This window comes from Antrihabitans auranticaus, from assembly GCF_016481275.1.
GTDB lineage: Bacteria > Actinomycetota > Actinomycetes > Mycobacteriales > Mycobacteriaceae > Antrihabitans.
This window is the reverse complement of sequence record NZ_JAEMNW010000006.1, coordinates 135,674-155,773: the sequence shown is the minus strand read 5'-3', so window position 1 is coordinate 155,773 and position 20,100 is coordinate 135,674. Positions and strand designations below refer to the sequence as shown.

The 20,100-nt window shown below is 64.6% G+C and carries 17 protein-coding genes; 8 read left to right on the top strand and 9 right to left on the bottom strand.

What is annotated here, in order from left to right:
* Window positions 1-54: 54 nt before the first annotated feature.
* Window positions 55-2,841 (top strand): leucine--tRNA ligase, encoded by a 2,787-nt coding sequence (leuS, locus tag JGU72_RS23595; protein ID WP_199686540.1) that lies wholly within the window; start codon window positions 55-57, stop codon window positions 2,839-2,841.
* A gap of 13 nt (window positions 2,842-2,854) precedes the next feature.
* On the opposite strand, the gene JGU72_RS23590 is transcribed toward leuS, so the two are convergent.
* Both JGU72_RS23590 and JGU72_RS23585 read right to left on the bottom strand, forming a co-directional pair.
* Window positions 2,855-3,811, bottom strand: coding sequence for a sensor domain-containing diguanylate cyclase (locus JGU72_RS23590; RefSeq protein WP_199686539.1), 957 nt, complete (start codon window positions 3,809-3,811; stop codon window positions 2,855-2,857).
* A 3-nt stretch (window positions 3,812-3,814) separates the two neighbouring features.
* Complete coding sequence (locus JGU72_RS23585) at window positions 3,815-4,195, bottom strand: hypothetical protein (RefSeq protein ID WP_199686538.1); 381 nt, start codon at window positions 4,193-4,195, stop codon at window positions 3,815-3,817.
* Between the two features lie 142 nt (window positions 4,196-4,337).
* Between JGU72_RS23585 and JGU72_RS23580 the strand changes: the two genes are divergently transcribed.
* From JGU72_RS23580 to JGU72_RS23565, 4 genes are read left to right on the top strand one after another with little or no spacing between them, the layout of a single operon-like run.
* On the top strand, window positions 4,338-6,173 hold the full coding sequence (locus JGU72_RS23580; RefSeq protein ID WP_199686537.1) for a hypothetical protein: 1,836 nt from the start codon (window positions 4,338-4,340) through the stop codon (window positions 6,171-6,173).
* Entirely contained in the window at window positions 6,170-6,355 is a 186-nt protein-coding gene (locus tag JGU72_RS23575; RefSeq protein WP_199686536.1) for a hypothetical protein, read from the top strand. The genes JGU72_RS23580 and JGU72_RS23575 overlap by 4 nt, the downstream gene beginning before the upstream one ends.
* Entirely contained in the window at window positions 6,356-6,781 is a 426-nt protein-coding gene (locus JGU72_RS23570) for a hypothetical protein (protein ID WP_199686535.1), read from the top strand.
* Window positions 6,778-8,103 (top strand): hypothetical protein, encoded by a 1,326-nt coding sequence (locus JGU72_RS23565; protein ID WP_199686534.1) that lies wholly within the window; start codon window positions 6,778-6,780, stop codon window positions 8,101-8,103. The genes JGU72_RS23570 and JGU72_RS23565 overlap by 4 nt, the downstream gene beginning before the upstream one ends.
* A 3-nt stretch (window positions 8,104-8,106) precedes the next feature.
* On the opposite strand, the gene JGU72_RS23560 is transcribed toward JGU72_RS23565, so the two are convergent.
* Window positions 8,107-8,781 (bottom strand): SDR family oxidoreductase, encoded by a 675-nt coding sequence (locus JGU72_RS23560; RefSeq protein WP_199686533.1) that lies wholly within the window; start codon window positions 8,779-8,781, stop codon window positions 8,107-8,109.
* A gap of 51 nt (window positions 8,782-8,832) precedes the next feature.
* Between JGU72_RS23560 and ggh the strand changes: the two genes are divergently transcribed.
* Complete coding sequence (gene ggh / locus JGU72_RS23555; protein ID WP_199686532.1) at window positions 8,833-10,170, top strand: glucosylglycerate hydrolase; 1,338 nt, start codon at window positions 8,833-8,835, stop codon at window positions 10,168-10,170.
* Here the strand turns inward: ggh and JGU72_RS23550 are convergent.
* The 3 genes from JGU72_RS23550 to JGU72_RS23540 form a co-directional block, all read right to left on the bottom strand.
* A complete protein-coding gene (locus tag JGU72_RS23550; RefSeq protein WP_199686531.1) occupies window positions 10,167-11,696 on the bottom strand; it encodes a phospholipase C in 1,530 nt (509 codons plus the stop codon). The genes ggh and JGU72_RS23550 overlap by 4 nt on opposite strands.
* A gap of 17 nt (window positions 11,697-11,713) precedes the next feature.
* A complete protein-coding gene (locus JGU72_RS23545) occupies window positions 11,714-13,720 on the bottom strand; it encodes a PhoX family protein (RefSeq protein ID WP_199686530.1) in 2,007 nt (668 codons plus the stop codon).
* An 81-nt stretch (window positions 13,721-13,801) separates the two neighbouring features.
* On the bottom strand, window positions 13,802-14,596 hold the full coding sequence (locus tag JGU72_RS23540; protein WP_199686529.1) for an LLM class F420-dependent oxidoreductase: 795 nt from the start codon (window positions 14,594-14,596) through the stop codon (window positions 13,802-13,804).
* A 22-nt stretch (window positions 14,597-14,618) separates the two neighbouring features.
* On the opposite strand from JGU72_RS23540, the gene JGU72_RS23535 reads away from it, so the two are divergent.
* Window positions 14,619-15,692, top strand: a complete 1,074-nt coding sequence (locus tag JGU72_RS23535; RefSeq protein WP_199686528.1) for an ABC transporter ATP-binding protein — start codon at window positions 14,619-14,621, stop codon at window positions 15,690-15,692.
* Here the strand turns inward: JGU72_RS23535 and JGU72_RS23530 are convergent.
* Genes JGU72_RS23530 through JGU72_RS23520 form a run of 3 tightly spaced genes read right to left on the bottom strand, consistent with a single transcriptional unit; the run spans window position 15,689 to window position 18,651 of the window.
* Window positions 15,689-17,284, bottom strand: a complete 1,596-nt coding sequence (locus JGU72_RS23530) for a cation:proton antiporter family protein (protein WP_199686527.1) — start codon at window positions 17,282-17,284, stop codon at window positions 15,689-15,691. The genes JGU72_RS23535 and JGU72_RS23530 overlap by 4 nt on opposite strands.
* Before the next feature lie 39 nt (window positions 17,285-17,323).
* Window positions 17,324-17,839 (bottom strand): TIGR04338 family metallohydrolase, encoded by a 516-nt coding sequence (locus tag JGU72_RS23525; RefSeq protein ID WP_199686526.1) that lies wholly within the window; start codon window positions 17,837-17,839, stop codon window positions 17,324-17,326.
* The gene (locus JGU72_RS23520; protein WP_199686525.1) at window positions 17,836-18,651 is read right to left on the bottom strand and encodes a DUF2786 domain-containing protein; all 816 of its coding nucleotides are present in this window, start codon (window positions 18,649-18,651) and stop codon (window positions 17,836-17,838) included. The genes JGU72_RS23525 and JGU72_RS23520 overlap by 4 nt, the downstream gene beginning before the upstream one ends.
* A 141-nt stretch (window positions 18,652-18,792) precedes the next feature.
* On the opposite strand from JGU72_RS23520, the gene JGU72_RS23515 reads away from it, so the two are divergent.
* Window positions 18,793-20,073: an ABC transporter substrate-binding protein gene (locus JGU72_RS23515; protein WP_199686524.1), complete on the top strand. Its 1,281-nt coding sequence runs from the start codon at window positions 18,793-18,795 to the stop codon at window positions 20,071-20,073.
* Window positions 20,074-20,100 lie beyond the last annotated feature (27 nt).

The following is a 20,100-nucleotide window of genomic DNA, read 5'->3' as shown; positions in this document are numbered from 1 at the left end:
CCCCCGCCAGCACGCTTTACCCTGGAACCGACCAATCGAGCGGGAGAATCACCAGTGCAGAACGCCGAAGTACCCGAACACCGTTACAACGCCGAACTGGCGGGACGGATCGAACGGCGCTGGCAGCAGCTCTGGGACGAGCGCGGGACGTTCCATGCGCCCAATCCCGTCGGACCGCTGGCCGGTGACACTCCGGCGAACAAGCTCTTCGTGCAAGACATGTTTCCGTACCCGTCGGGCGCCGGACTGCACGTCGGGCACCCGCTCGGTTACATTGCGACCGACGTCTTCGGACGCTTCCACCGGATGCTCGGCCACAACGTTCTGCACGCGCTGGGTTACGACGCCTTCGGTCTGCCCGCCGAGCAGTACGCGGTGCAAACTGGAACGCACCCCGCGATTACGACCAACGCCAACATCGAGACGATGCAGGCGCAGCTCGACCGCCTCGGCCTCGGCCACGACAAGCGCCGATCGTTCGCGACGACCGATCCCGAGTACTACCGCTGGACGCAGTGGATCTTCCTGCAGATCTACGACGCCTGGTACGACGAGAGCCTCGGCCGTGCCCGCGGGATTCAAGAACTGATTGCCGAGTTCGCATCCGGCGCACGAACAGTTCCCGACGGCCGCTCGTGGGACACGCTGGACGAGGCGCAACGCCGCACGGTGGTCGACTCGTACCGCCTTGTGTACCAGTCCGATTCGCTGGTCAACTGGTGTCCCGGTCTGGGCACCGTCCTCGCCAACGAAGAGGTCACGCCCGACGGTCGCAGCGAGCGCGGGAACTTCCCGGTTTTCCGTAAACACCTGCAGCAGTGGATGATGCGCATCACCGCGTACTCCGACCGGCTCATCGACGACCTCGAGTACCTGGATTGGCCCGAGAAGGTCAAGACGATGCAGCGCAACTGGATCGGGCGTTCGCGCGGTGCGGCTGTCACCTTCGGTGCCGGCGATCACGAGATCGAGGTGTTCACAACCCGTCCCGACACCCTGTTCGGCGCAACCTACGTCGTGCTGTCTCCAGAGCACGACCTGGTCGACGCACTCACCGCCACCGAGTGGCCCGCGGACGTCGATGCGCGCTGGACCAACAGCGGCGCAGCGACTCCGACCGAGGCTGTTGCGGCATATCGACGTTCGATTGCGGCCAAGTCCGATCTCGAACGGCAGGAAAGCAAGGAGAAGACCGGCGTCTTCATCGGTGCGTACGCGGAGAACCCGGTCAACGGGCACAAGCTGCCGATCTTCATCGCCGACTACGTGCTGAGCGGCTACGGCACCGGCGCGATCATGTCGGTTCCCGCGCACGATCAGCGCGACCACGAATTCGCCGAGGCGTTCGGGTTGCCGATCGTCACGGTCGTGAGCGACGACGGAATCCTCCAGAACTCGGACTATCTGGACGGCCTCGACGTCGAGGCAGCGAAGGCGTCAGTCACCGAGCGGCTCGAGGCAAACGGCCACGGGCGCGGCAAGATCCAGTACAAGCTGCGCGACTGGTTGTTCGCTCGGCAACGCTACTGGGGCGAGCCGTTCCCGATCGTCTACGACGAGACCGGTGCCGCCCACGCGCTGCCTGAATCCATGCTGCCGGTGCTACTTCCGGAGGTCGAGGACTATGCGCCGGTGTCGTTCGATCCGAACGACGCCGACTCCGAACCCTCACCGCCGCTGGCCAAAGCGACAGAATGGGTCGAGGTCGAACTGGATCTCGGCGACGGTCCGAAGAAATACCGGCGCGACGCCAACGTCATGCCGAACTGGGCCGGCAGCTCCTGGTACGAACTCCGCTATGCGGACCCGACCAACTCGGAGACGTTCTGCGCCAAGGAAAACGAAGAGTACTGGCTCGGCCCACGCCCGGCCGAGCACGGCCCGAACGATCCCGGGGGCGTCGATCTCTACGTGGGCGGCGTCGAGCATGCCGTTCTGCACCTGCTGTATTCGCGGTTCTGGCACAAGGTGCTGTTCGATCTCGGACACGTAAGTTCGAGTGAGCCGTATCGAAAGCTGTTCAACCAGGGCTACATTCAGGCGTTCGCCTACACCGACGAACGCGGCATGTACGTGCCTGCCGACGAGGTCGTCGAGCGGGACGGCACGTTCTTCTACAACGATCAGGTCGTCTTCCAGGAGTACGGGAAGATGGGCAAGTCCCTGAAGAACGCGGTAGCGCCGGACCAAATCTGCGACGAATACGGTGCGGACACCCTTCGCATGTACGAGATGTCGATGGGACCGCTGGACGCGTCGCGACCGTGGGCAACCAAGGACGTCGTCGGCGCTCATCGCTTCCTGCAGCGGGTATGGCGAATCGTCGTCGACGAAGAAACCGGCGCACTGCGAGTCACAGACGATGCGCCCGCGGATGAGTCGATGCGGTTGCTGCACAAGACGATCGACGGAGTCACCGCCGATTACGCGGCGCTGCGCGACAATACGGCCGGTGCGAAGCTGATCGAGCTGAACAACCATCTGACGAAGCAGTATCCGGCCGGTGCGCCGCGCGCGATCGTCGAACCTCTGGTGCTCATGCTCGGACCGCTCGCCCCGCACATCGCCGAAGAGCTGTGGGAGCGGCTGGGGCATGCGGAATCGCTGGCGCACGGACCGTTCCCGATCGCCGACCCCGCTCTGCTCGTCGAGGAGACGGTCGACTACCCGATCCAGGTCAACGGCAAGGTTCGCAGCCGGATTTCGGTTGCGGCCGATGCCGATTCGGCAACGGTCGAACAGGCCGCGCTCGCCGAGGAGAAGATCGTTGCCCTGCTCGACGGCAAACCGCCGCGCAAGGTGATCGTCATCCCCGGCCGGATGGTGAACGTCGTCGTTTAGCTACGCGGTCCAGTTACGCGCACCGGCGGGACCGCTTGTGCTCGTACATCGCGGCGTCGGCGTGCTCCCAGGCCGAGTCGAGCCCTTCGGTCATGACGTACTGTGCGTAGCCGAACGACGCCTGCACGCCCGCTTCGGACAAAGCCGCGCACAGGCGTTCTGTGAGGATCTCCGCGTCGGCTGCGGTCGCGTTCGGCGCAAGCACCCCGAACTCGTCACCGCCCACTCGTGCGACCACGTCGGAGTCCCGGATGTTTTCGGCGAGTGTCTTCGCAGCTCGGCGTAGGTACTCGTCGCCTGCCGGATGGCCCTTCGCGTCGTTGATCAACTTGAGGTCGTCGAGGTCGATGCAGATCAGCGAGCAACTGTCGCCGAACCGTTCGTATCGCTTGCCCTCCTGCTCGAGCAACTGCTCCCAGCCGCCTCTGTTCAGCAGACCGGTCAGCGGATCGGTCGCGGCTCGCAATTCGGATTGTTCGAGCATGCGCGCGTTCGCGGTGCGTTCCTGATCGGCTTCGAGGACGTTCGACAGCAGCCTCGCGAGCAGCTCGAGCAGCGGCTCCTGTTCTTCCAGACTCGGCTCCTGGCGAGTCGGCGAGAATCCGCAGATCGTTCCGAAGAGCTCGCCGTCGGATGTGACGAGCGGCACACCGATGTAGGCGCCGATCTCGCTGTCGGACGCCGCAGCCAGCTCGGCGTACACCGGTGTAGCCATCACGTCGATCGCAACGCGCGGCCCGTTGCCGACGACCATGTGCTGGCAGAGGCTGTCCGACCAGGCGACCGACGCCCCCGCCGGTATGCCGTATGCCACGTCGTCGACCGAGAGGTACACCTGCCGGCCGTTGACGTACCTGCTCACAACCCAGCAGCCCATCGGAACCGACTGCCGGAGGTACCCCAGAACAGCCTCGCTCGCCCGGTCGAAACGTGGCTCGGGCGGGGTCAGTTGGCTGAAATGGAGGTCCATGACTTAGGCGCAGGCGTTACTGAGCGTCTGGTAGAGATCGGCCTTCTGCTGCAGGTAGTTCTGCATGTCGTCGACTGTCAGACCGGCGACGCTGAGGTCGGAGATCTTCGTCGACATGGCGTTCAGGGCATCGCGCAGCGTGACGTCCTGCGCCTGGTCGGCGAGGTCCCGCAACTCGGTCGCCGACTTCTCGGCGTTCGCCGCCGTGAGCTCGGGGTTGTTCTCGTCCGGTGTGAAGCTCGCGGCCTGCAGGGCGTCGACACACAGGTTCGCCTTGTCGACGGTGTTTGCCGCCTGGGTGAGGGTGTCGCAGCCGCTCAGCAGCACCGCCGCACACGCACAAGCAACGACAACGGAGGCACTCGACCGAACAGAAATACGCATATCGGAAGTTTACCGGGCTGCTCTACTGCGCAACGTTCCAAGTGAACGACGACTCATCGAAGCTGTTGACAACATCCGTTCCCCCGAAACACACTTTGCGAAATGCGTTGCCGTCGTTGTCAGCGAATTGAGAGGCGACACCATGTCGACAGTCTTGGCGCAGAACGGAACCGAAGGCGGGGGTGCCGCCCTGGATCAAGTCTTCATCATGACCGCCGCGTCGGGCGTCGTCGCAGCCGGCCTGCTGTGGATCGCGTATCTGCACCGCACCCGGCGGATCACCTGGCTCGGCCGCCTCGCGGACTTCGCGGGCAGGATCTCCAATCGGCCGGGCTGGGCGGCACTTCCGCTGGCACTGTTCCTGACCACGATTTTGACTGCATTCCTGGGCTTCATCTGGGATGTCAGCCTGCATATAGGAAATGGCCGGGATTCCGGGCCGCTTGCCAACCCCGCGCACTACTTCATCCTGGTCGGCCTGTTCTTTCTCTTCATCGCGGGAATGCTCGCCGTGATTCTGCCGCTCGACGAGAAGCCTGGCCGCGCGTCGATTCGGATCACCCGGACGTGGCACGCACCGGTCGGCGGGGTATTGATTGCCGGAGCCGGACTCTACGCGCTCATCGGTTTCCCGCTCGACGACATCTGGCATCGCATGTTCGGACAAGACGTCACCCTTTGGGGCCCAACGCATTTGATGCTGATCGGCGGTGCCGGTCTGTCTCTGATTGGCGTGCTGCTGCTGGAGTTCGAAGGACGCCAGAACCGGCCCGATCCCACGCGCGAGGACGGTCGCTTCATGTGGCTGGTGCGGGCGTCCGCATTCGGCGGTCTGTTGATCGGACTGTCGGTGTTCCAGATCGAATACGACTTCGGTGTCGAACAGTTCCGGCTCGTCCTGCAACCGCTGCTGCTGACCTTTGCGGCAGCGATCGCGCTCATCGCAGCCCGACTGGCGCTCGGACCGTTCGCCGCCCTCTACGCAGCCGTCTTCGCGATCGTTGTCCGTGGCATCGTCGCAGTGCTGGTGGAGGCGGGACTCGGCGCTCCGCACAACACTTTCGCGCTCTACCTCGGCCCGGCAATCGTCGTCGAACTGCTCGCGTTGCTCCCGCTGATCCGCAAACCCGTCGTGTGGGGTGCAACCGCCGGATTCGCTGTCGCGACCGTCGGGATGTGGCTCGACTCGATGTGGATCGACCGAATGTTCGTCAACGAATGGCCCGCGGGTATGTGGGTAGAAGGCCTGGCGATGGCTGTGCCGGTCGGCATATTCGGCGGCGCCATCGGCGCCCTCCTCGCGTTGGTTCTCGAGAACAAGCCGCTGCCGGCACCTCCGGTCCGCCGGGCGATCGTCGCGGCGGGCGTCATCGTTGCAGCGGCAGCGACTGCGAACGGCCTGATGATCGACGTACCCGAAAATGCCTCCGCAACAGTCGCACTCACCGACGTGCAGGCAACCGACAGCGGACGGATGGTCACCGCGGACGTCCGGCTCGAGCCTGCAGACCTCGTCGGTGACGATCCCGAATGGGTGTCCATTCTGTCGTGGCAGGGCGGCATCGACGAGGTCGGCGACGGCCTGGTGATCGACCACCTCGAGCGCGTCGGCGAAGGTCATTACGTATCCACCGAACCGGTCCCCGTGTACGGCACGTGGAAGACGGTCCTACGCGTCCAGTCGGGCCGCACCTTGACGGCGCTGCCGATCTTCATGCCGCTCGACAGGGGCATCGGTGCAGCCGAAGTGGCGGCACCGGCGACGTTCACGCGTCCGTTCGTCGAGGAAATCAGTGTCCTGCAACGGGAGCGGTCCTTCGACCATCCGGCATGGTTGTTCGGCGCGGCGTGCCTCATCGTGTTGCTCTGCAGCCTGGCTCTCATCGGCGCCCTCTCGTGGGGTGCCGGCCGCATCAACCGGAGCTACCAGCAGCCGAGCACCACCGACCGTGACGTCCGGGAACCCAGCCTGCAGTGAGCCCAGCACCGGACACGTTCATACTCGCCGACCATTCCGTCGTACTCGCAATCCCGGCCTTCGCACCGGCAATCCTCGTGGTCGGCATCGTCGTCTACATTGCCGTGCGAGACCGCCGTGCAGAAGCTCGCGAACGCGAGCACACCGACGGCGCACCCGATACCGAAGACAAGGATGCTTGAATGGCGAACCTCCGACTTGCGTCTGTTGCCGCTGCGATCGCACTGTGCGGATTCACCACCGGCTGTGCAGAATCCGCTGACACCGTCGACCGGACATCGGCGGCCGCCCCGACGACGGTGGGGTCCTCGACAGCGGCAGCCGGCCCTGCCGAATCCGAAGCCGTCGTGATCGACATCAAGATTGCCGACGGCAACGTCAGCCCGCTAAACGCTCGCACGGACGCGGTTGTCGGGCAGCCGATCGTGCTGCGCGTCGACAGTGACGTCGCTGACGAGCTGCATGTGCACTCGAACCCCGATCAAGAGTTCACCGTCGAACCCGTTACCGGCCAAGAGTTCCGATTCACCGTGATGGTCCCCGGCCAAGTCGCCGTCGAACTGCACGAAGCAGACCGGACGGTGACCACGCTGCTCGTGCGGCAGTGACGCTTGCACACGGCCTCGGCGGCTCGACCGACCTGCCGATTCCGTTCTCGTACGCACTCATCGGTGCCGCCTGGGCACTGACGTTCTCGTTCGCGGTACTCGCGCTGGCGTGGCGCAAGCCGCGGCTTTCGGCTGCCGCACCCGGGCTCCCCGTGCCGAAACAGATTGGCGCCGTCCTCGATTCGCCCGCGTTGCGGGTCACGATCGGAACGGTGAGTGTGCTGTTCACGGGAGTTGTTGTCGCGCTTGCGATGTTCGGTTCGTCGACCGCAAGCCGCAATCCGCTCCCCGGTGTGCTGTACGTGTTCGTCTGGGTAGGCGTGATGCTCGCGTCGGTCGTGCTCGGACCCGTCTGGAAAGTGATATCGCCGGTCCGCGCGATCCACCGGTTGCTGTGCCGCGTGCTCGATCGGCAGGTCGATGCCGCTGTCCTGCGGTATCGGCCCGCGTGGGGCTATTGGCCCGGGGTTGCGGGGCTATTTGCGTTCGTGTGGATGGAATTGGCGTCACCCGACCCGGGATCCGTCCGCACGGTTGGGATCTGGTGCGCGTGCTACCTCGTCGTCACTCTCTCCGGACTGTTGCTGTTCGGTACCGACTGGGCCGAGAACGCGGACCCGTTCGAGGTGTACAGCTCGCTGGTCGGTCACCTGTCGCCGTTGGCACGGCTGCCCGACCGGTCCCTGACGCTGCGGTGGCCGCTGAACAATCTTGCCGGCGTTCCGGTCCGGCCCGGCCTCGTCGCACTCGTCGCGACGTTGCTCGGGTCGACCGCGTACGACAGCTTCGCAGCGTTTCCGCAGTGGGCAGACGTGCTGGCGCGCACCACATCCGACGTCGTGGAGACACTGTTGCGAACCGGCGGACTGCTGGGCTTCGTCGCAGGCGTCGGACTGATCTTCTGGCTCGCGGCACGGGCGACGGGCGGGCTGAACCGATCGGAGCGCGCACTCCTGCCAGGACGCCTCGCGCACTCGATCGTCCCGATCGTGGTCGGCTATATCGTCGCCCATTACTTGACGTTCCTCGTCGAGAAGGGCCAGGCGACTCTCGTTCTGTTCGCCGACCCTTTCGACAGAGGCTGGAACCTCGCAGGTCTTGCCGGCCGCGACGTCGACTACATCCTGTCAACGCACCCGACGCTGCTCGTGACGCTCAAGGTGCTCAGCGTGCTGTCCGGCCACATCCTCGGCGTCATCGCAGCGCACGACAGGTCGCTCGCGCTGTTGCCGCCTGCGTACCGGCTGACCGGCCAGTTGGCGCTGCTTTTGACGATGGTGGGCTTTACCTTCGGCGGACTGTATCTCCTGTTCGGCGGCTGAAACTCAGCGTGGGACCGGACGCAAAACGATCTCAGTGGGATGCGCGTCGCGGGGCGTCTCGACGGCGTTGCGAACCACTCGGGCGACCGTCTCCGCCGTCAGGAATTCGCCCGGATCGTATTCCCGCCCTTCGCCTTCGACGATCTCGCGCTGCATATCGGTATCGATCCGGCCTGGGTGCACCGCCGTGACCCGGAGGTCCGGCTCCTCGAGCCGGAGTGCGTCACCGAACGCCCTGAGGGCGAACTTGCTCGCCGCATAGGAGCCCCATCCGGCATTCGCCCGCAGCCCGGCGCCCGAATTGATCAGCACCACATGACCTTTGGCTGCCCGTAAGGCCGGCAGCAGGAGCCGGGTCAGTTCAGCGACCGCAAAGACGTTGGCCTCGAACGTGTCCCGCCATTGCTGCACGGAGGATTCGGCAATGGTTCCGAGAGAAGCGATCCCGGCGTTGTGAACCAAAACGTCCAGGTGCGTGACGGATCCGGTTGCCGCCGCCACCGCGGCGTGGTCGGTGAGGTCGCACGGCCACGCCGTGCCGCTGGTCAACTCTGCAGCGATCGCCGCGACGGAATCGTTCGTACGGCCACCGAGCAACACATCGTGCGTCGGGGCGAGCTCGCGAGCGATTGCGGCGCCGAGGCCCCGGCTGGCTCCGGTAATCAGTGCAGTGGGCATGCGGACCACACTAACCGCGCACTTGCGGCTTGCCGCCTGCACAATAGAGCGATGGCCGACCGTGGATTCACCCCGACGCAGCTGGCAGCGCGCGCGGCGTATCTGCTGCGCGGCAACGACCTGGGCACGATGACCAGCGCGGCACCTCGCCTCTACCCGCATATGTGGAGTTGGGACGCCGCCTTTGTCGCCGTCGGCTTGGCGCCGCTGAGCGTCGAGCGCGCGGTCGTCGAACTCGACACACTGTTGTCCGCGCAGTGGAAGAACGGGATGATTCCGCACATCGTCTTCGCCAACGGCGTCGACGGATACTTTCCCGGACCCGCACGCTGGGAGTGTAAGCAGCTAGCCGCCCATGCGCCGGTCGGGCCGGATACGTCCGGGATCACGCAACCGCCGGTCCACGCGATCGCCGTCCAGCGCATTCTCGACCATTCGCGCCGCCACGGCCGGACAACCCGCGCGGTTGCCGAGGAGTTCCTCGATCGGCGCTGGCCGGACCTCGTCCGGTGGCACCGCTGGCTCGCCCACGCGCGTGACCAACAGGAACACGGCCGGATCACCGTCTACCACGGTTGGGAATCCGGCATGGACAACTCGCCGCGCTGGGATCGCGCCTACAGCAACGTGATTCCCGGTGACCTGCCCGAGTACCAGCGTGCGGACAACCAGATCGTCACCGACTCGTCGCAGCGTCCCTCCAACAACGAATACGACCGTTACCTGTGGCTCGTCGAGCAGATGAAGCGTTCGGGTTACGACGATCTGGCCATGGCGGAGTCGATCAGCTTCGCCGTGGAGGACGTATTCGTCAGTGCCATATTCGCTTTGGCGTGCGAAGTGCTCGCCGATATCGGCGAGGAGCACCGTCAGCCGAATGCAGACGTCCGCGACCTGCGCGAATGGGCCGCACGATTCCGCGCGGGTGTCGCGGCGACAACCGATGAAAGGTCGGGCGCCGCACGCGATTTCGATGTGCGGGCCGATAGATGGATCGCCACCGAAACTCTCGCGATGTTCGCACCGCTCCTCTGCGGTGGACTGGTCCCCGCAACCGAACGGCGGCTGCTGCGCACCTTCGAGGGACCACGGTTCTGCGGACACCCCGACCTGCGGTATGCGCTGCCGCCGTCGACGTCGCCCGTCTCGAAGTTCTTCCGGCCGCGCGAATACTGGCGCGGACCGGTCTGGCCGGTCATGAGCTGGCTCTTCTCGTGGGCCTTCGCCCGCCGGGGCTGGGCGGAGCGGTCGTTCATGCTCAAGGCCGAGGGCCTGCGCCAAGCCAGCGACGGCAGTTTCGCCGAATACTACGAACCGTTCACCGGCGAACCACTCGGCAGCATGCAGCAATCGTGGACCGCCGCATCGGTCCTGGACTGGTTGGGCTAACCCGACGGCTGACGCCGGGCCGGACCGGGCTCCTGGGTCGGCATCGAGTTCGGCGGAACCGGGTACGGCGCGCCGAGATTGAGTACTCCGAGCGCTGCGTTCGGGCCGCATTGCGCGAGCGCCGCAGCGATCCGCTCCTGCGCGGGAAACACCTGCGGACGGGTCGGGTTCGGAGCGCTGCCGAAGTCGAACGTCGAGGCCATGTCACCACAGGTTGCCCGGCGCCACGGCGTCAAGTTGGGCACCTCGACTCCGAACCGCTTCTCCAGCAACCGGAGCTGCGAAGTGTGATCGAAGACGTCGGAGCAGACAAGCCCACCGCGGCTGTACGGCGAGATGACAATGCCAGGCACCCGGAATCCGAGCCCGATCGGACCCGGAATTCCGTCCGCCTCGGCTACCGGACCGAGGGGCACGGTCAGATGCTCACCCGGCGTCCCCGGGGGCGCGGTGGGTGGGTTCACGTGATCGAAGAAGCCGCCGTTCTCGTCGTAACTGATGATGAGGGCGGTTTTCTCCCAGACGGCCGGGTTCGCCGTCAGAATATCGAGAACCTGCATAATTCCGATCGCTCCCGCAGCGGGCGGCAGCGACGGGTGTTCGCAGGTGAAGATCGACGGCACAATCCAGGACACCGACGGCAGGGTGCCCGCGCGGACGTCCGCTTCGAAGTTGAACGGAAAGGTCGGCTCGATCCCCCGCGCGTACAGGCTGGTGCCCGGCGCGTTGAACTGCTTGAAGCAGCCGAGCATGCCGTCCAAGGCGACGCTCGACAATGGACCGACGTCCTTGTTCGCGTACACCTTCCAGCTGACACCGGCGTCCTCGAGGTTCTCCGGCATCGTCCGCCACGTGTATACGTTCTTCGGGATCAGCAGCGGGGTCTCGACCAACGGGCCGCCGTTTCGACCTTCGGGATCGATGTGGGCGCTGATCCAGTACAACCGGTTCGGATCGGTCGGCCCCATCACCGAGCAGAAGTAGTTGTCGAGGACGGTGAACGCATCGGCCAGGTCGTAGTGCACGGGGATATCGGCGCGGGTGTAGTAGCCCATCGTCGCCGGACCGTTTCCCGGGCCCTCGTGCTTCAGATGCACGTTGATCCACTGGTCCATCGCGCCGTTGTTCCACGCCTCGTGCTGCGGTCCCCAACTGTGTGTCGGATCGTTGATGCACTCGCCGTCGAGCGTCGGCCCGCGGTTCGTATCCAGTCGGAACGGCTCCACAAACCCTGTCGGAGTAGGTCCCACGCCTGGTTGGAAACCGTATTGCCGCCAGTGCGGCGACGGGTCGTCGAACCCGCGGACACCTGACAACGTGCCGAAGTAGTGGTCGAACGACCGATTTTCCTGCATCAGGAAAACGAAGTGCTCGATATCGTTCAGCGAGCCGGACCCGTTGGGGTCCATCGCGTATGCCCGGTCGATGATCGGACCCGCCCACGATGCGAACACCGCCGCACTGCTGGCCGCGGCCGCTTTGCCGAGAAACTGGCGACGCGACAGGGCGTCCGAGTTCGAGTGCATTGCAGCAAACTACAGGTTCAGAGCCCGATCCGTCCCCCACCCGATTTCCACACCGAGACGACAGACGGTCGCGGCTGGCTGTCGCCACCATCGGGCCAGTGCGACAGGGGATTGTCGGCGCTCGCGTCGTCCAACTCGCCTGGATGCTGGACGCACACCGTCACCCGGCCTTCCGACACCGTCGGCCCACAGGTCTCGGCGCCGTTCGGAACGGACAGGAACTGCCGCGTCTCCCCGCGGTTGGGACCTTCGAGGACGACCGAGAACAGGCCGTCGTTCGCGTTCAACGCACTTCCGTCGGTCGAGATCCAGAGGTTCCCGTAATCGTCGAACGCAAGGTTGTCGGGGCACGAGATCGGGCTGACCTTGGTCTTGTCGAACCCGCCGAAGTACGTGTCGGCAGCGGCCGGATCACCGCACACCAGCAGCAGCGACCACGTGAACGAGGTTCCTGCGTGGTCGTCGTCGATCTCGAGGACCTGTCCGTTCTTGTTCGCCACCCGCGGATTCGCCTCGTCGACACCCGGTTTGCCGTCTTCACCGCGGGCGTCGTTGTTCGTGAGGGCGACGTAGACTTTGCCCGTCTTCGGGTTCGGTTCGAAGTCCTCGGGGCGGTCCATCTTCGTCGCACCGACCTTGTCACCGGCGAGCCTCGTGAAAACCGCAACCTCGTCGGCGGTCATACCCGCCACCAGTGACTCGCCCCGACCGTCGTCGCCGGTCCGCAGAATCGGAATCCACTCGCCGGTTCCGTCGGAAAGCTTTGCTACGTACAGCGTTCCGGCGTCGAGAATGGTCTGGTTGTACAGCATGCTCGCCTGCCCGGGACCCGGCTGGATCTTCCGCGACGACACGAATTTGTACATGTAGTCGAACTTTTCGTCGTCACCCGTGTACGCGACGACCGTGCCGTCGCCGGTGACGTAAATGGTCGCCGCTTCGTGCTTCACCCGGCCGAGCGCGGTGTGCTTGATCGGAGTGGAAGTCGGGTCCCATGGGTTCACTTCGACGACATAGCCGAATCGGTTTGCCTCGTTCGGTTCCTGCGCGAGATCGAATCGGCGGTCGAACCTCTCCCACTTGCGCTCGCTCGCAGCGCCTTTGAAGCCGTAGCGTTTCAGGCGCGCTTTGGCCGTCTCGTCCGCGACCGCGTCGTAGTTGCCGAAGTAGTTGTTGAAGTTCTCCTCGCCCGAGAGCACTGTCCCCCAGGGTGTCACGCCTCCGGAGCAATTGTTGAACGTGCCGACGACCCGTGTTCCTGACGGGTCCGCCGTCGTCTTCAGGAAGTCGCTGCCTGCGGCAGGACCGGCGACCACGAACTCGCTGTTCGCCGTGATGCGCCGGTTGAACGGGCCGAACTCCGGTGTGAGCCTGCCACTTCCGGTCTCACCCCTGACCTGGACGACCGAAAGCCCGTGCGCGGTGACGCCGACCTGAAACTGCGTCAACGTCGGATTGTCGGCGTCGTAGTTCTTGAACATGAACTCGTCGGTCGTGTACTCGTGGTTCACGACGAGCAAGTAGGTGTTCGGCTGGCCGTCGATCGGCAGCAGGCCCGCGAAGTCGTTGTTGAAACCGAACTGCCGCTCCTGCGCCTGTGGCGTTTGATCGTCGAAATCGAACGCGGGTGCGTCCGGGAAAATTGGATCACCCCAACGGATTACGACGGCCTGCTCATATCCCTCCGGGATCACGACGGCGTCCTCGGTGTTCGGATCGATCGGTGTGAACCTCGTCCCGACGGGAGCGTCGTCGACCTTCCATTCCGACGGTCCGGCGACAGGCTTGCTGTCACAGGCTGCAAGCACGCCACCGGCTCCCACCGCAAGAACCGCGACGGCGCTGCCTTTGAGCATCCCGCGGCGGGTCATGGCCGCAGCAACGATGTCTCCGAAATATTCGCCACTCGACGTGTTCGGCACGGGGTGCGAGCAGGCGTCACCGCACTTGTAGCGACACGTGATGCTCGCCCTTGCGGACCGACCGTCGTGCTTCACGAACAATGCCAAGGGTTTGAGGGCCATTGGCGGAACATAGGAGCCTCAGGCGAGGGCTACGGAACAGCTACATGAACGACGGAAGAACGAGCCAACCCTAAGTCCGCCTCAGGCCAGCCCGACGACAGCCTCGGGCTGGTGCTCGTCGCGCCACTGCACAGCCTCGACGACCCGCTTCAACTTGTATTCCGGTCCGCCTGTGCCGACGGTGAACAATGAGACGCCTGCGTCGACATACTGCTGTGCCTGTTCGACGCCAGGCCAGGACACGGACCGCTGGATGAGCGCCGGATCCCGGCCGACCTCCGCACAGTGGTCGGCGAGGACGGCGGATTTGTGCGCGAGCACGTCCAGATCGGAGAAGCTGTGCCACACCTGCGCGTACTCGGCGACCAGGCGCAACGTCTTCCGCTCGCCACCACCACCGATCAGAATCGGGATCTCCCGCGTCGGCGCAGGATTGAGCACTTTCAGGCGCGCGGAAATGCGGGCCATGTTTTCCTTCAGCAGCCGCAGACGCGACCCGGCCGTGCCGAATTCGTAGCCGTACTGGTCGTAGTCCTTCTCGAACCAGCCACCGCCGATACCGAGGATCAGGCGTCCGCCGCTGATGTGGTCCACGGTCCGGGCCATGTCGGCGAGCAAGTCCGGGTTCCGATAGCCGCCGCCGGTGACCAGCGCACCGATCTCGACGCGTTCGGTCTGCTCGGCAAATGCACCGAGCATCGTCCAGCACTCGAAGTGGGCACCGTCCGAGTCGCCGTAGAGCGGATAGAAGTGGTCCCAGTTGAAGACGATGTCGACACCGGCGTCTTCGCAACGCAACACCGCGTCCCGAATCAGCCCGTAGTCGGGAGCGTGCTGTGGCTGCAGTTGGACACCGATACGAATGGGATGCGCCATCATTCGAGGCTACGCTTCCCGCATGGCGTCAGTGACCTACGACAGCGCAACTCGGCTGTACCCAGGATCTTCCGATCCGGCCGTCGACCAACTCGACCTGCACATCGAGGACGGTGAATTTCTCGTCCTGGTCGGGCCGTCCGGTTGCGGGAAATCGACGTCGCTGCGCATGCTCGCCGGCCTGGAGGATGTCAACGGTGGCCGGATCCTCATCGGCGACAACGATGTGACGCACAAGGAACCCAAAGAGCGCGACATCGCCATGGTGTTCCAGAACTACGCGCTGTACCCGCACATGACTGTCGCCGACAACATGGGTTTCGCGCTGAAGCTCGCAAAGGTCGACAAGGCCGATCTGAAGGCCCGTGTGATCGAGGCGGCGAAGCTGCTCGACCTCGAGAAGTTCCTCGACCGCAAACCCAAGGAACTGTCCGGCGGGCAACGCCAGCGCGTCGCCATGGGCCGCGCGATCGTGCGGCAGCCGCAGGTCTTCCTGATGGACGAACCCCTCAGCAACCTCGACGCCAAGCTACGCGTCCAGACGCGTACTCAGATCGCACAACTGCAGCGCCGGCTGGGCACGACGACCGTGTACGTCACGCACGACCAGGTCGAGGCGATGACCATGGGCGATCGCGTCGCAGTTCTCAAAGACGGTGTCCTGCAGCAATGTGCAACACCCCGCGAGCTCTACTCGCGGCCGACCAACGTGTTCGTGGCCGGCTTCATGGGATCGCCCGGCATGAACCTGTTCACCCTCCCCATCGACAACGGCGCAGTCTCGCTCGGCGGCTGGTCCATTCCAGTCACACGAGAGGTCGCCGACGCTTCGGCCGACGGCACGGTCGTGGTCGGCATCCGGCCCGAACACTTCGACCTCGGTTCCGAGGGGATCGAGATGGAGGTCGACGTCGTCGAAGAGCTGGGTTCCGACGCGTATGTCTACGGTCGGGCGGTCGCGCTCGCGTCCGATGTGCAGATCGTGTCCCGCGCGGACTGGCGCAACCCGCCGGCCAAGGGCGCACGGGTGAGCCTGCGCGCCGACCCGAGCCACATCCATTTCTTCGCCACAGCCGACGGTCGGCGACTGACCTAGCTGTCCGGTCCGTTGACGGGCGGCAGACCGATCGACTCCGCCGCCTTGTCCGCAAACTCCACACCGGCTTCGTCGTAGATGTGGAAGACCTCGTCGACGCCTCGTTCCCGCAGTTGCTCCATCTCTTCGGAGTACTTGACAATGGCTGCGATTCGCCCGCCGAACGACCGGTGGTGGAGCTGCTCGATAGCGAAGATGTTTCCGGAGTGGTCGGGCATGGCGAGCATGACCAATTCGACGGTGTCGGTGAGCAGCAGCTTGTCCCAGAAATCCGGGTCGGTCGCGTCCGCCTCGATGACGTTGTAGCCCTGGCCGGCGAAGCCCGTGACCTTGTCCTCGTCGGAGTCGATGCCGAGCACCGCGATGCCGTAGTCGGCCGAAAGCCTGTCGTACGCACCGTGTCCGACGCGTCCCATACCGAGGACGACAGCGCGGGCGGCGTTCAGATCGATCGGCCTGTCCGCCGGATGTAGCTTGACCGGGTCCTGCGCCGGCAACCGCTTCATCGCACGTTCGTAGAGCTGTGGACTGAATGTGTTGAGCAGCGCGGCAATCACGAAACTCAGCGATACCGAGATCGAGATGACGACGACCCACTGATCTGTCAGCCAGCCTTTTCCGACTGCCTTGTCCGCGACGATGAGGCCGAACTCGGAGAAGTTCGTCAGGCTCAGGGTGGCGAGCAGCGCGGTGCGATAGCGAAGCCGGAATCCCGTCAGGATCAGCATGAAGAACGCGCCCTTGACCGGGAGCAAGATCAACAGGACAACCGCCATACCCAGCGACTGCCACGTCGGCAATTCGGCGAGCCCGATCGACACGAAGAACCCGACGAGAAACAGTTCTTTCATCTCGAACAACGATTTCGAAAGACCTCCGGCCGAAGGATGGGTCGCGAGCAGCATGCCGATGATCAGGGCGCCGAGGTCGCCCTTCAGTCCGACGTGCTCGAAAAGGCCGTAGCCGACCACGAGCGCAAGCACGACGCCGTAGAGAATCTGCATCTCGCCGTGACCGATCCGCGGCAACAACGCCCGCATCAAAGGTGCGGCCGGGATCAGCAGTACCAGCGCAAGCGCCCACGGACTCGGCAGGTCGCCGCTCGACGCCGAGATATAGACCACGGCGAAGATGTCCTGCATGACCAGGATGCCGATCGTGGTACGGCCGAAGAGCGAGCGCGTTTCGCTTCGCTCTTCCAGCGCCTTGACCGCAAACACGGTGCTGGAGAACGACAACGCGAATGCGAGCACGACAACGGTCGTCATTCCCGCCTCGGCAAGCAGGAAGATGCCGGTGAACTTCACAAGGACGAGTAAGCCGATGCTGATGACCGTCGACGCGACAACATGGACGCTCGCTGCAGCCCAGACCTCCTTGCGAAACAGCGTCCGCACGTTCAGCTTCAACCCAATTGTGAAGAGCAGCAACGTCACACCGAGTTCGGCGATCTTCTCCAGCTCCGGTGTCGACTCGTATCCCATGGCGTTGAGGGCGAACCCCGCGCCGAGGAAACCGACGAGCGGCGGCAGCCGCACGAGCATTGCGGCGAGCCCACCGGCGAACGGCACCAAGAAATACGCGATCTGCACGAGCTGTGAGGTTACCTGCGCGTGAGCGGCAGTGACGGGTCAGTTGAAACGGACACCGCAGTCGGCCATCGTCGAGCGCAGCACCAGACCCGCCTCAGGGCCGACTATCTCCGTCACCAACTCGAGGAACCGCGAGACGAAGACCGGACCGTGCGGTGCATTGCCCGACTCGGCAGCTTCGAGATGATGCGCCAGCTCGTGCAGCACCACCAGCTCGCGCAGGGCCCAGGCCGCCTCCATGCGCTTGATCGGCACCGCAATCGTCGATGTCAGCATTTCGTAGTGTGCCGCTGACATCCCCTGCCGTTCCCGGACGTGAACCGGTACCGCGGCCCGTGGCCATTTCGCGCGCACCCAGTTCAACGCGAGCACTCTGTCGACATAGGTCTGCACCGATTCGACCGAGGCGAATTTCCGCTCGATCGGCAAGGTCAGATGTGATCCGAGAAGTTCGAGATTTCTCGTCCCGGATTCGTCGGCTCGTTCGAAGACGCGCCTGACGAGGTGCTCGGCGTCGTACACCTTGGAACGCTGGCTGTCTCGCGCTGCGGTCACGATGGCAATTGCCCGCGAACTCCACCCAACTCGGGCGAGGTTCCCAACCGTGCTGCCCGGCCCGCGCGGTCACCCGCACGCCGAGCCGCTGACGAATGCCCGACCGTTGCTTGCGCGCCGCGCCACGAACCGCGCGCTTGCGAAGTTTGCGAGTAGAAGTCCTTGAGCTCGACCGCTTTGTCGCGCAAGGCAACAGCCGTACTCGACGACTCCGCGGCTGCGACCACCTCGGCCTCCGTCTCCTTCTTCGCGGCGGCGAGTCTTTCGCCGATCCGAATCGCGTAGGCGATCTGGAAGTTGAGCCGGGCCGTGACGCCCGCGATCGGAACTGTTTCGACCCGTTCGATGCGTCGCCGGCCGCGTTGCTCCACCACCAGCCGCTCGACCAGCTCGGAGCGGTATTGTCCCGACTTCAGGTAGGCATCGGACGCTCGGATCATCTGCACGACCAGGCTCGCGTACAGCGCTTCACAGGCATCGATGTCCGCGGCGAACCCGTAGGCATGCACCTGCGCCGACGACCGCGCGATATCGCAGCGGACGTCGTTGGCCACCGCGATGCTGAGAAAGAGCTGGACATACGTCCGCAACCCCTTCTTGCCGGGTTCGCCGATTCGGATGATCCGCTGAATCGGCGTCGCTCGCTTCTCGCGGTTCGCCGCATGCGACCTGGCAACAGCCAGATCGATGGAGGACTGCGTCGCCAGCCGCTGGGCGGCAGCCAGGAATGCCTCTGCTTCGTGCTCGTTGTCGGTGGATTCCGCCTGCCGCAGCAACCCGCCGATCCGAGTCAGCATTTTGTCTGAGCTCACGGGCCCGACCCTAACCGGCGACTCCGACACGTCGCCCGAGCGCCGGTTACCGCACCATCCCGGTTCATTACGTGCCAAAGTATCTTGCGATATGCCTGCGGCCCGGCGCCGAATCCTGGCTTCCAACCAATTGGAGAATCAATGGCCTCTACAACACGAACTCTCCTTCCGAAGGCAGTGGTGGCACTAGCCGTCGCCGCCCTCCTCGCGACATCCGCCTGTTCGAGCGACAGCTCCTCCTCGAGCGATGCCCTCAACGAAAACCTCGACGGCCGCGGCCCGATCACCTTCGTCGAAGGTGCCGACACGACCGGCGCCCTGCAGCTCCTCCGCGACGCCTGGAACGCAAACCACCCCGACGAGCAGGTCAGCCTCGTCGAGCAGTCCGCATCCGCCACCGACCAGAGCACCGATTTCATCGAGAACATGAAAGCCGAGCGCTCGGACTACGACGTTCTTTCACTCGACGTCATTCTCACCAGCGACTTCGCCGCGCACAGCTGGCTGCAGCCGCTCACCGGCCAGTTCGCTGTCGACACGTCGAAGTTGCTGCCCGCCGCCGTCGCGAGCGGCACGTACAACAACACCCTGTACGCGGCACCGAAAGACACCGGCGGCGGATTGCTCTACTACCGCACCGACCTCCTCGCCGGCCCGGCGCCGACCACCTGGTCGGAAATGATGGCCGCGTGCGAAAAGGTCAAGAACACAGACGTCGCCTGCTACGCCGGTCAGTACGCACCGTACGAAGGCTTGACGGTCAACACCGCCGAAGCGATCAACTCGCACGGCGGCACGTTCGTCGGACCTGACGGCGAAACGCCGACCGTCGACAGCCCGGAAGCCCGGGCCGGCCTGCAGACGCTCGTCGATGGATTCACGAGCGGAAACATCCCCGCCGAAGCGATCCAGTTCAAGGAAGACCAGGGCAAGCAGGCGTTCTCGTCCGAAAAGCTGATGTTCCTGCGCACTTGGCCGTCGGTGTACAAGGACTTCTCCGCTGACGGGTCGGCGGTCAAGGACAAGTTCGGAATCGCGCCGCTGCCCGGTGTCGAAGGCGTCGGCACATCGACCATCGGCGGTCACAACGTCGGCATCAGCGCGTTCTCCAAGAACAAGGCCACGGCACTGGACTTCATCAAGTTCATCACCGGCGAAGAGGCCCAGCGCATCCTCGCCGAGGCCGCGATGGCTCCGGTACTGACCTCGTTGTACGACGACCAGGCTCTGATCGCCGAGCAGAAGTACCTGCCCGTTCTGAAGACGAGCCTCGAGAACGCGGTGCCGCGGCCCGTGACCCCGTTCTACACAGCGGTGTCGACGGCGATCTACACCAACGCCTACGCGGCATTGAAGAACGAGAAGTCGGTGGATCAGGCGATCACGGACATGCAGGCGGCCATCGGGTCGGCCGGCCAGTAGTTCACACGCGATCGCGCGCAAGCGGCC

Bases quoted from the DNA above. Each gene is read 5' to 3' on its own strand.
- JGU72_RS23590 (WP_199686539.1), bottom strand. From the start codon at position 3,811: ATGGACCTCCATTTCAGCCAACTGACCCCGCCCGAGCCACGTTTCGAC.
- JGU72_RS23585 (WP_199686538.1), bottom strand. From the start codon at position 4,195: ATGCGTATTTCTGTTCGGTCGAGTGCCTCCGTTGTCGTTGCTTGTGCG.
- JGU72_RS23580 (WP_199686537.1), top strand. From the start codon at position 4,338: ATGTCGACAGTCTTGGCGCAGAACGGAACCGAAGGCGGGGGTGCCGCC.
- JGU72_RS23570 (WP_199686535.1), top strand. From the start codon at position 6,356: ATGGCGAACCTCCGACTTGCGTCTGTTGCCGCTGCGATCGCACTGTGC.
- JGU72_RS23560 (WP_199686533.1), bottom strand. From the start codon at position 8,781: ATGCCCACTGCACTGATTACCGGAGCCAGCCGGGGCCTCGGCGCCGCA.
- ggh (WP_199686532.1), top strand. From the start codon at position 8,833: ATGGCCGACCGTGGATTCACCCCGACGCAGCTGGCAGCGCGCGCGGCG.
- JGU72_RS23550 (WP_199686531.1), bottom strand. From the start codon at position 11,696: ATGCACTCGAACTCGGACGCCCTGTCGCGTCGCCAGTTTCTCGGCAAA.
- JGU72_RS23545 (WP_199686530.1), bottom strand. From the start codon at position 13,720: ATGGCCCTCAAACCCTTGGCATTGTTCGTGAAGCACGACGGTCGGTCC.
- JGU72_RS23540 (WP_199686529.1), bottom strand. From the start codon at position 14,596: ATGGCGCATCCCATTCGTATCGGTGTCCAACTGCAGCCACAGCACGCT.
- JGU72_RS23535 (WP_199686528.1), top strand. From the start codon at position 14,619: ATGGCGTCAGTGACCTACGACAGCGCAACTCGGCTGTACCCAGGATCT.
- JGU72_RS23515 (WP_199686524.1), top strand. From the start codon at position 18,793: ATGGCCTCTACAACACGAACTCTCCTTCCGAAGGCAGTGGTGGCACTA.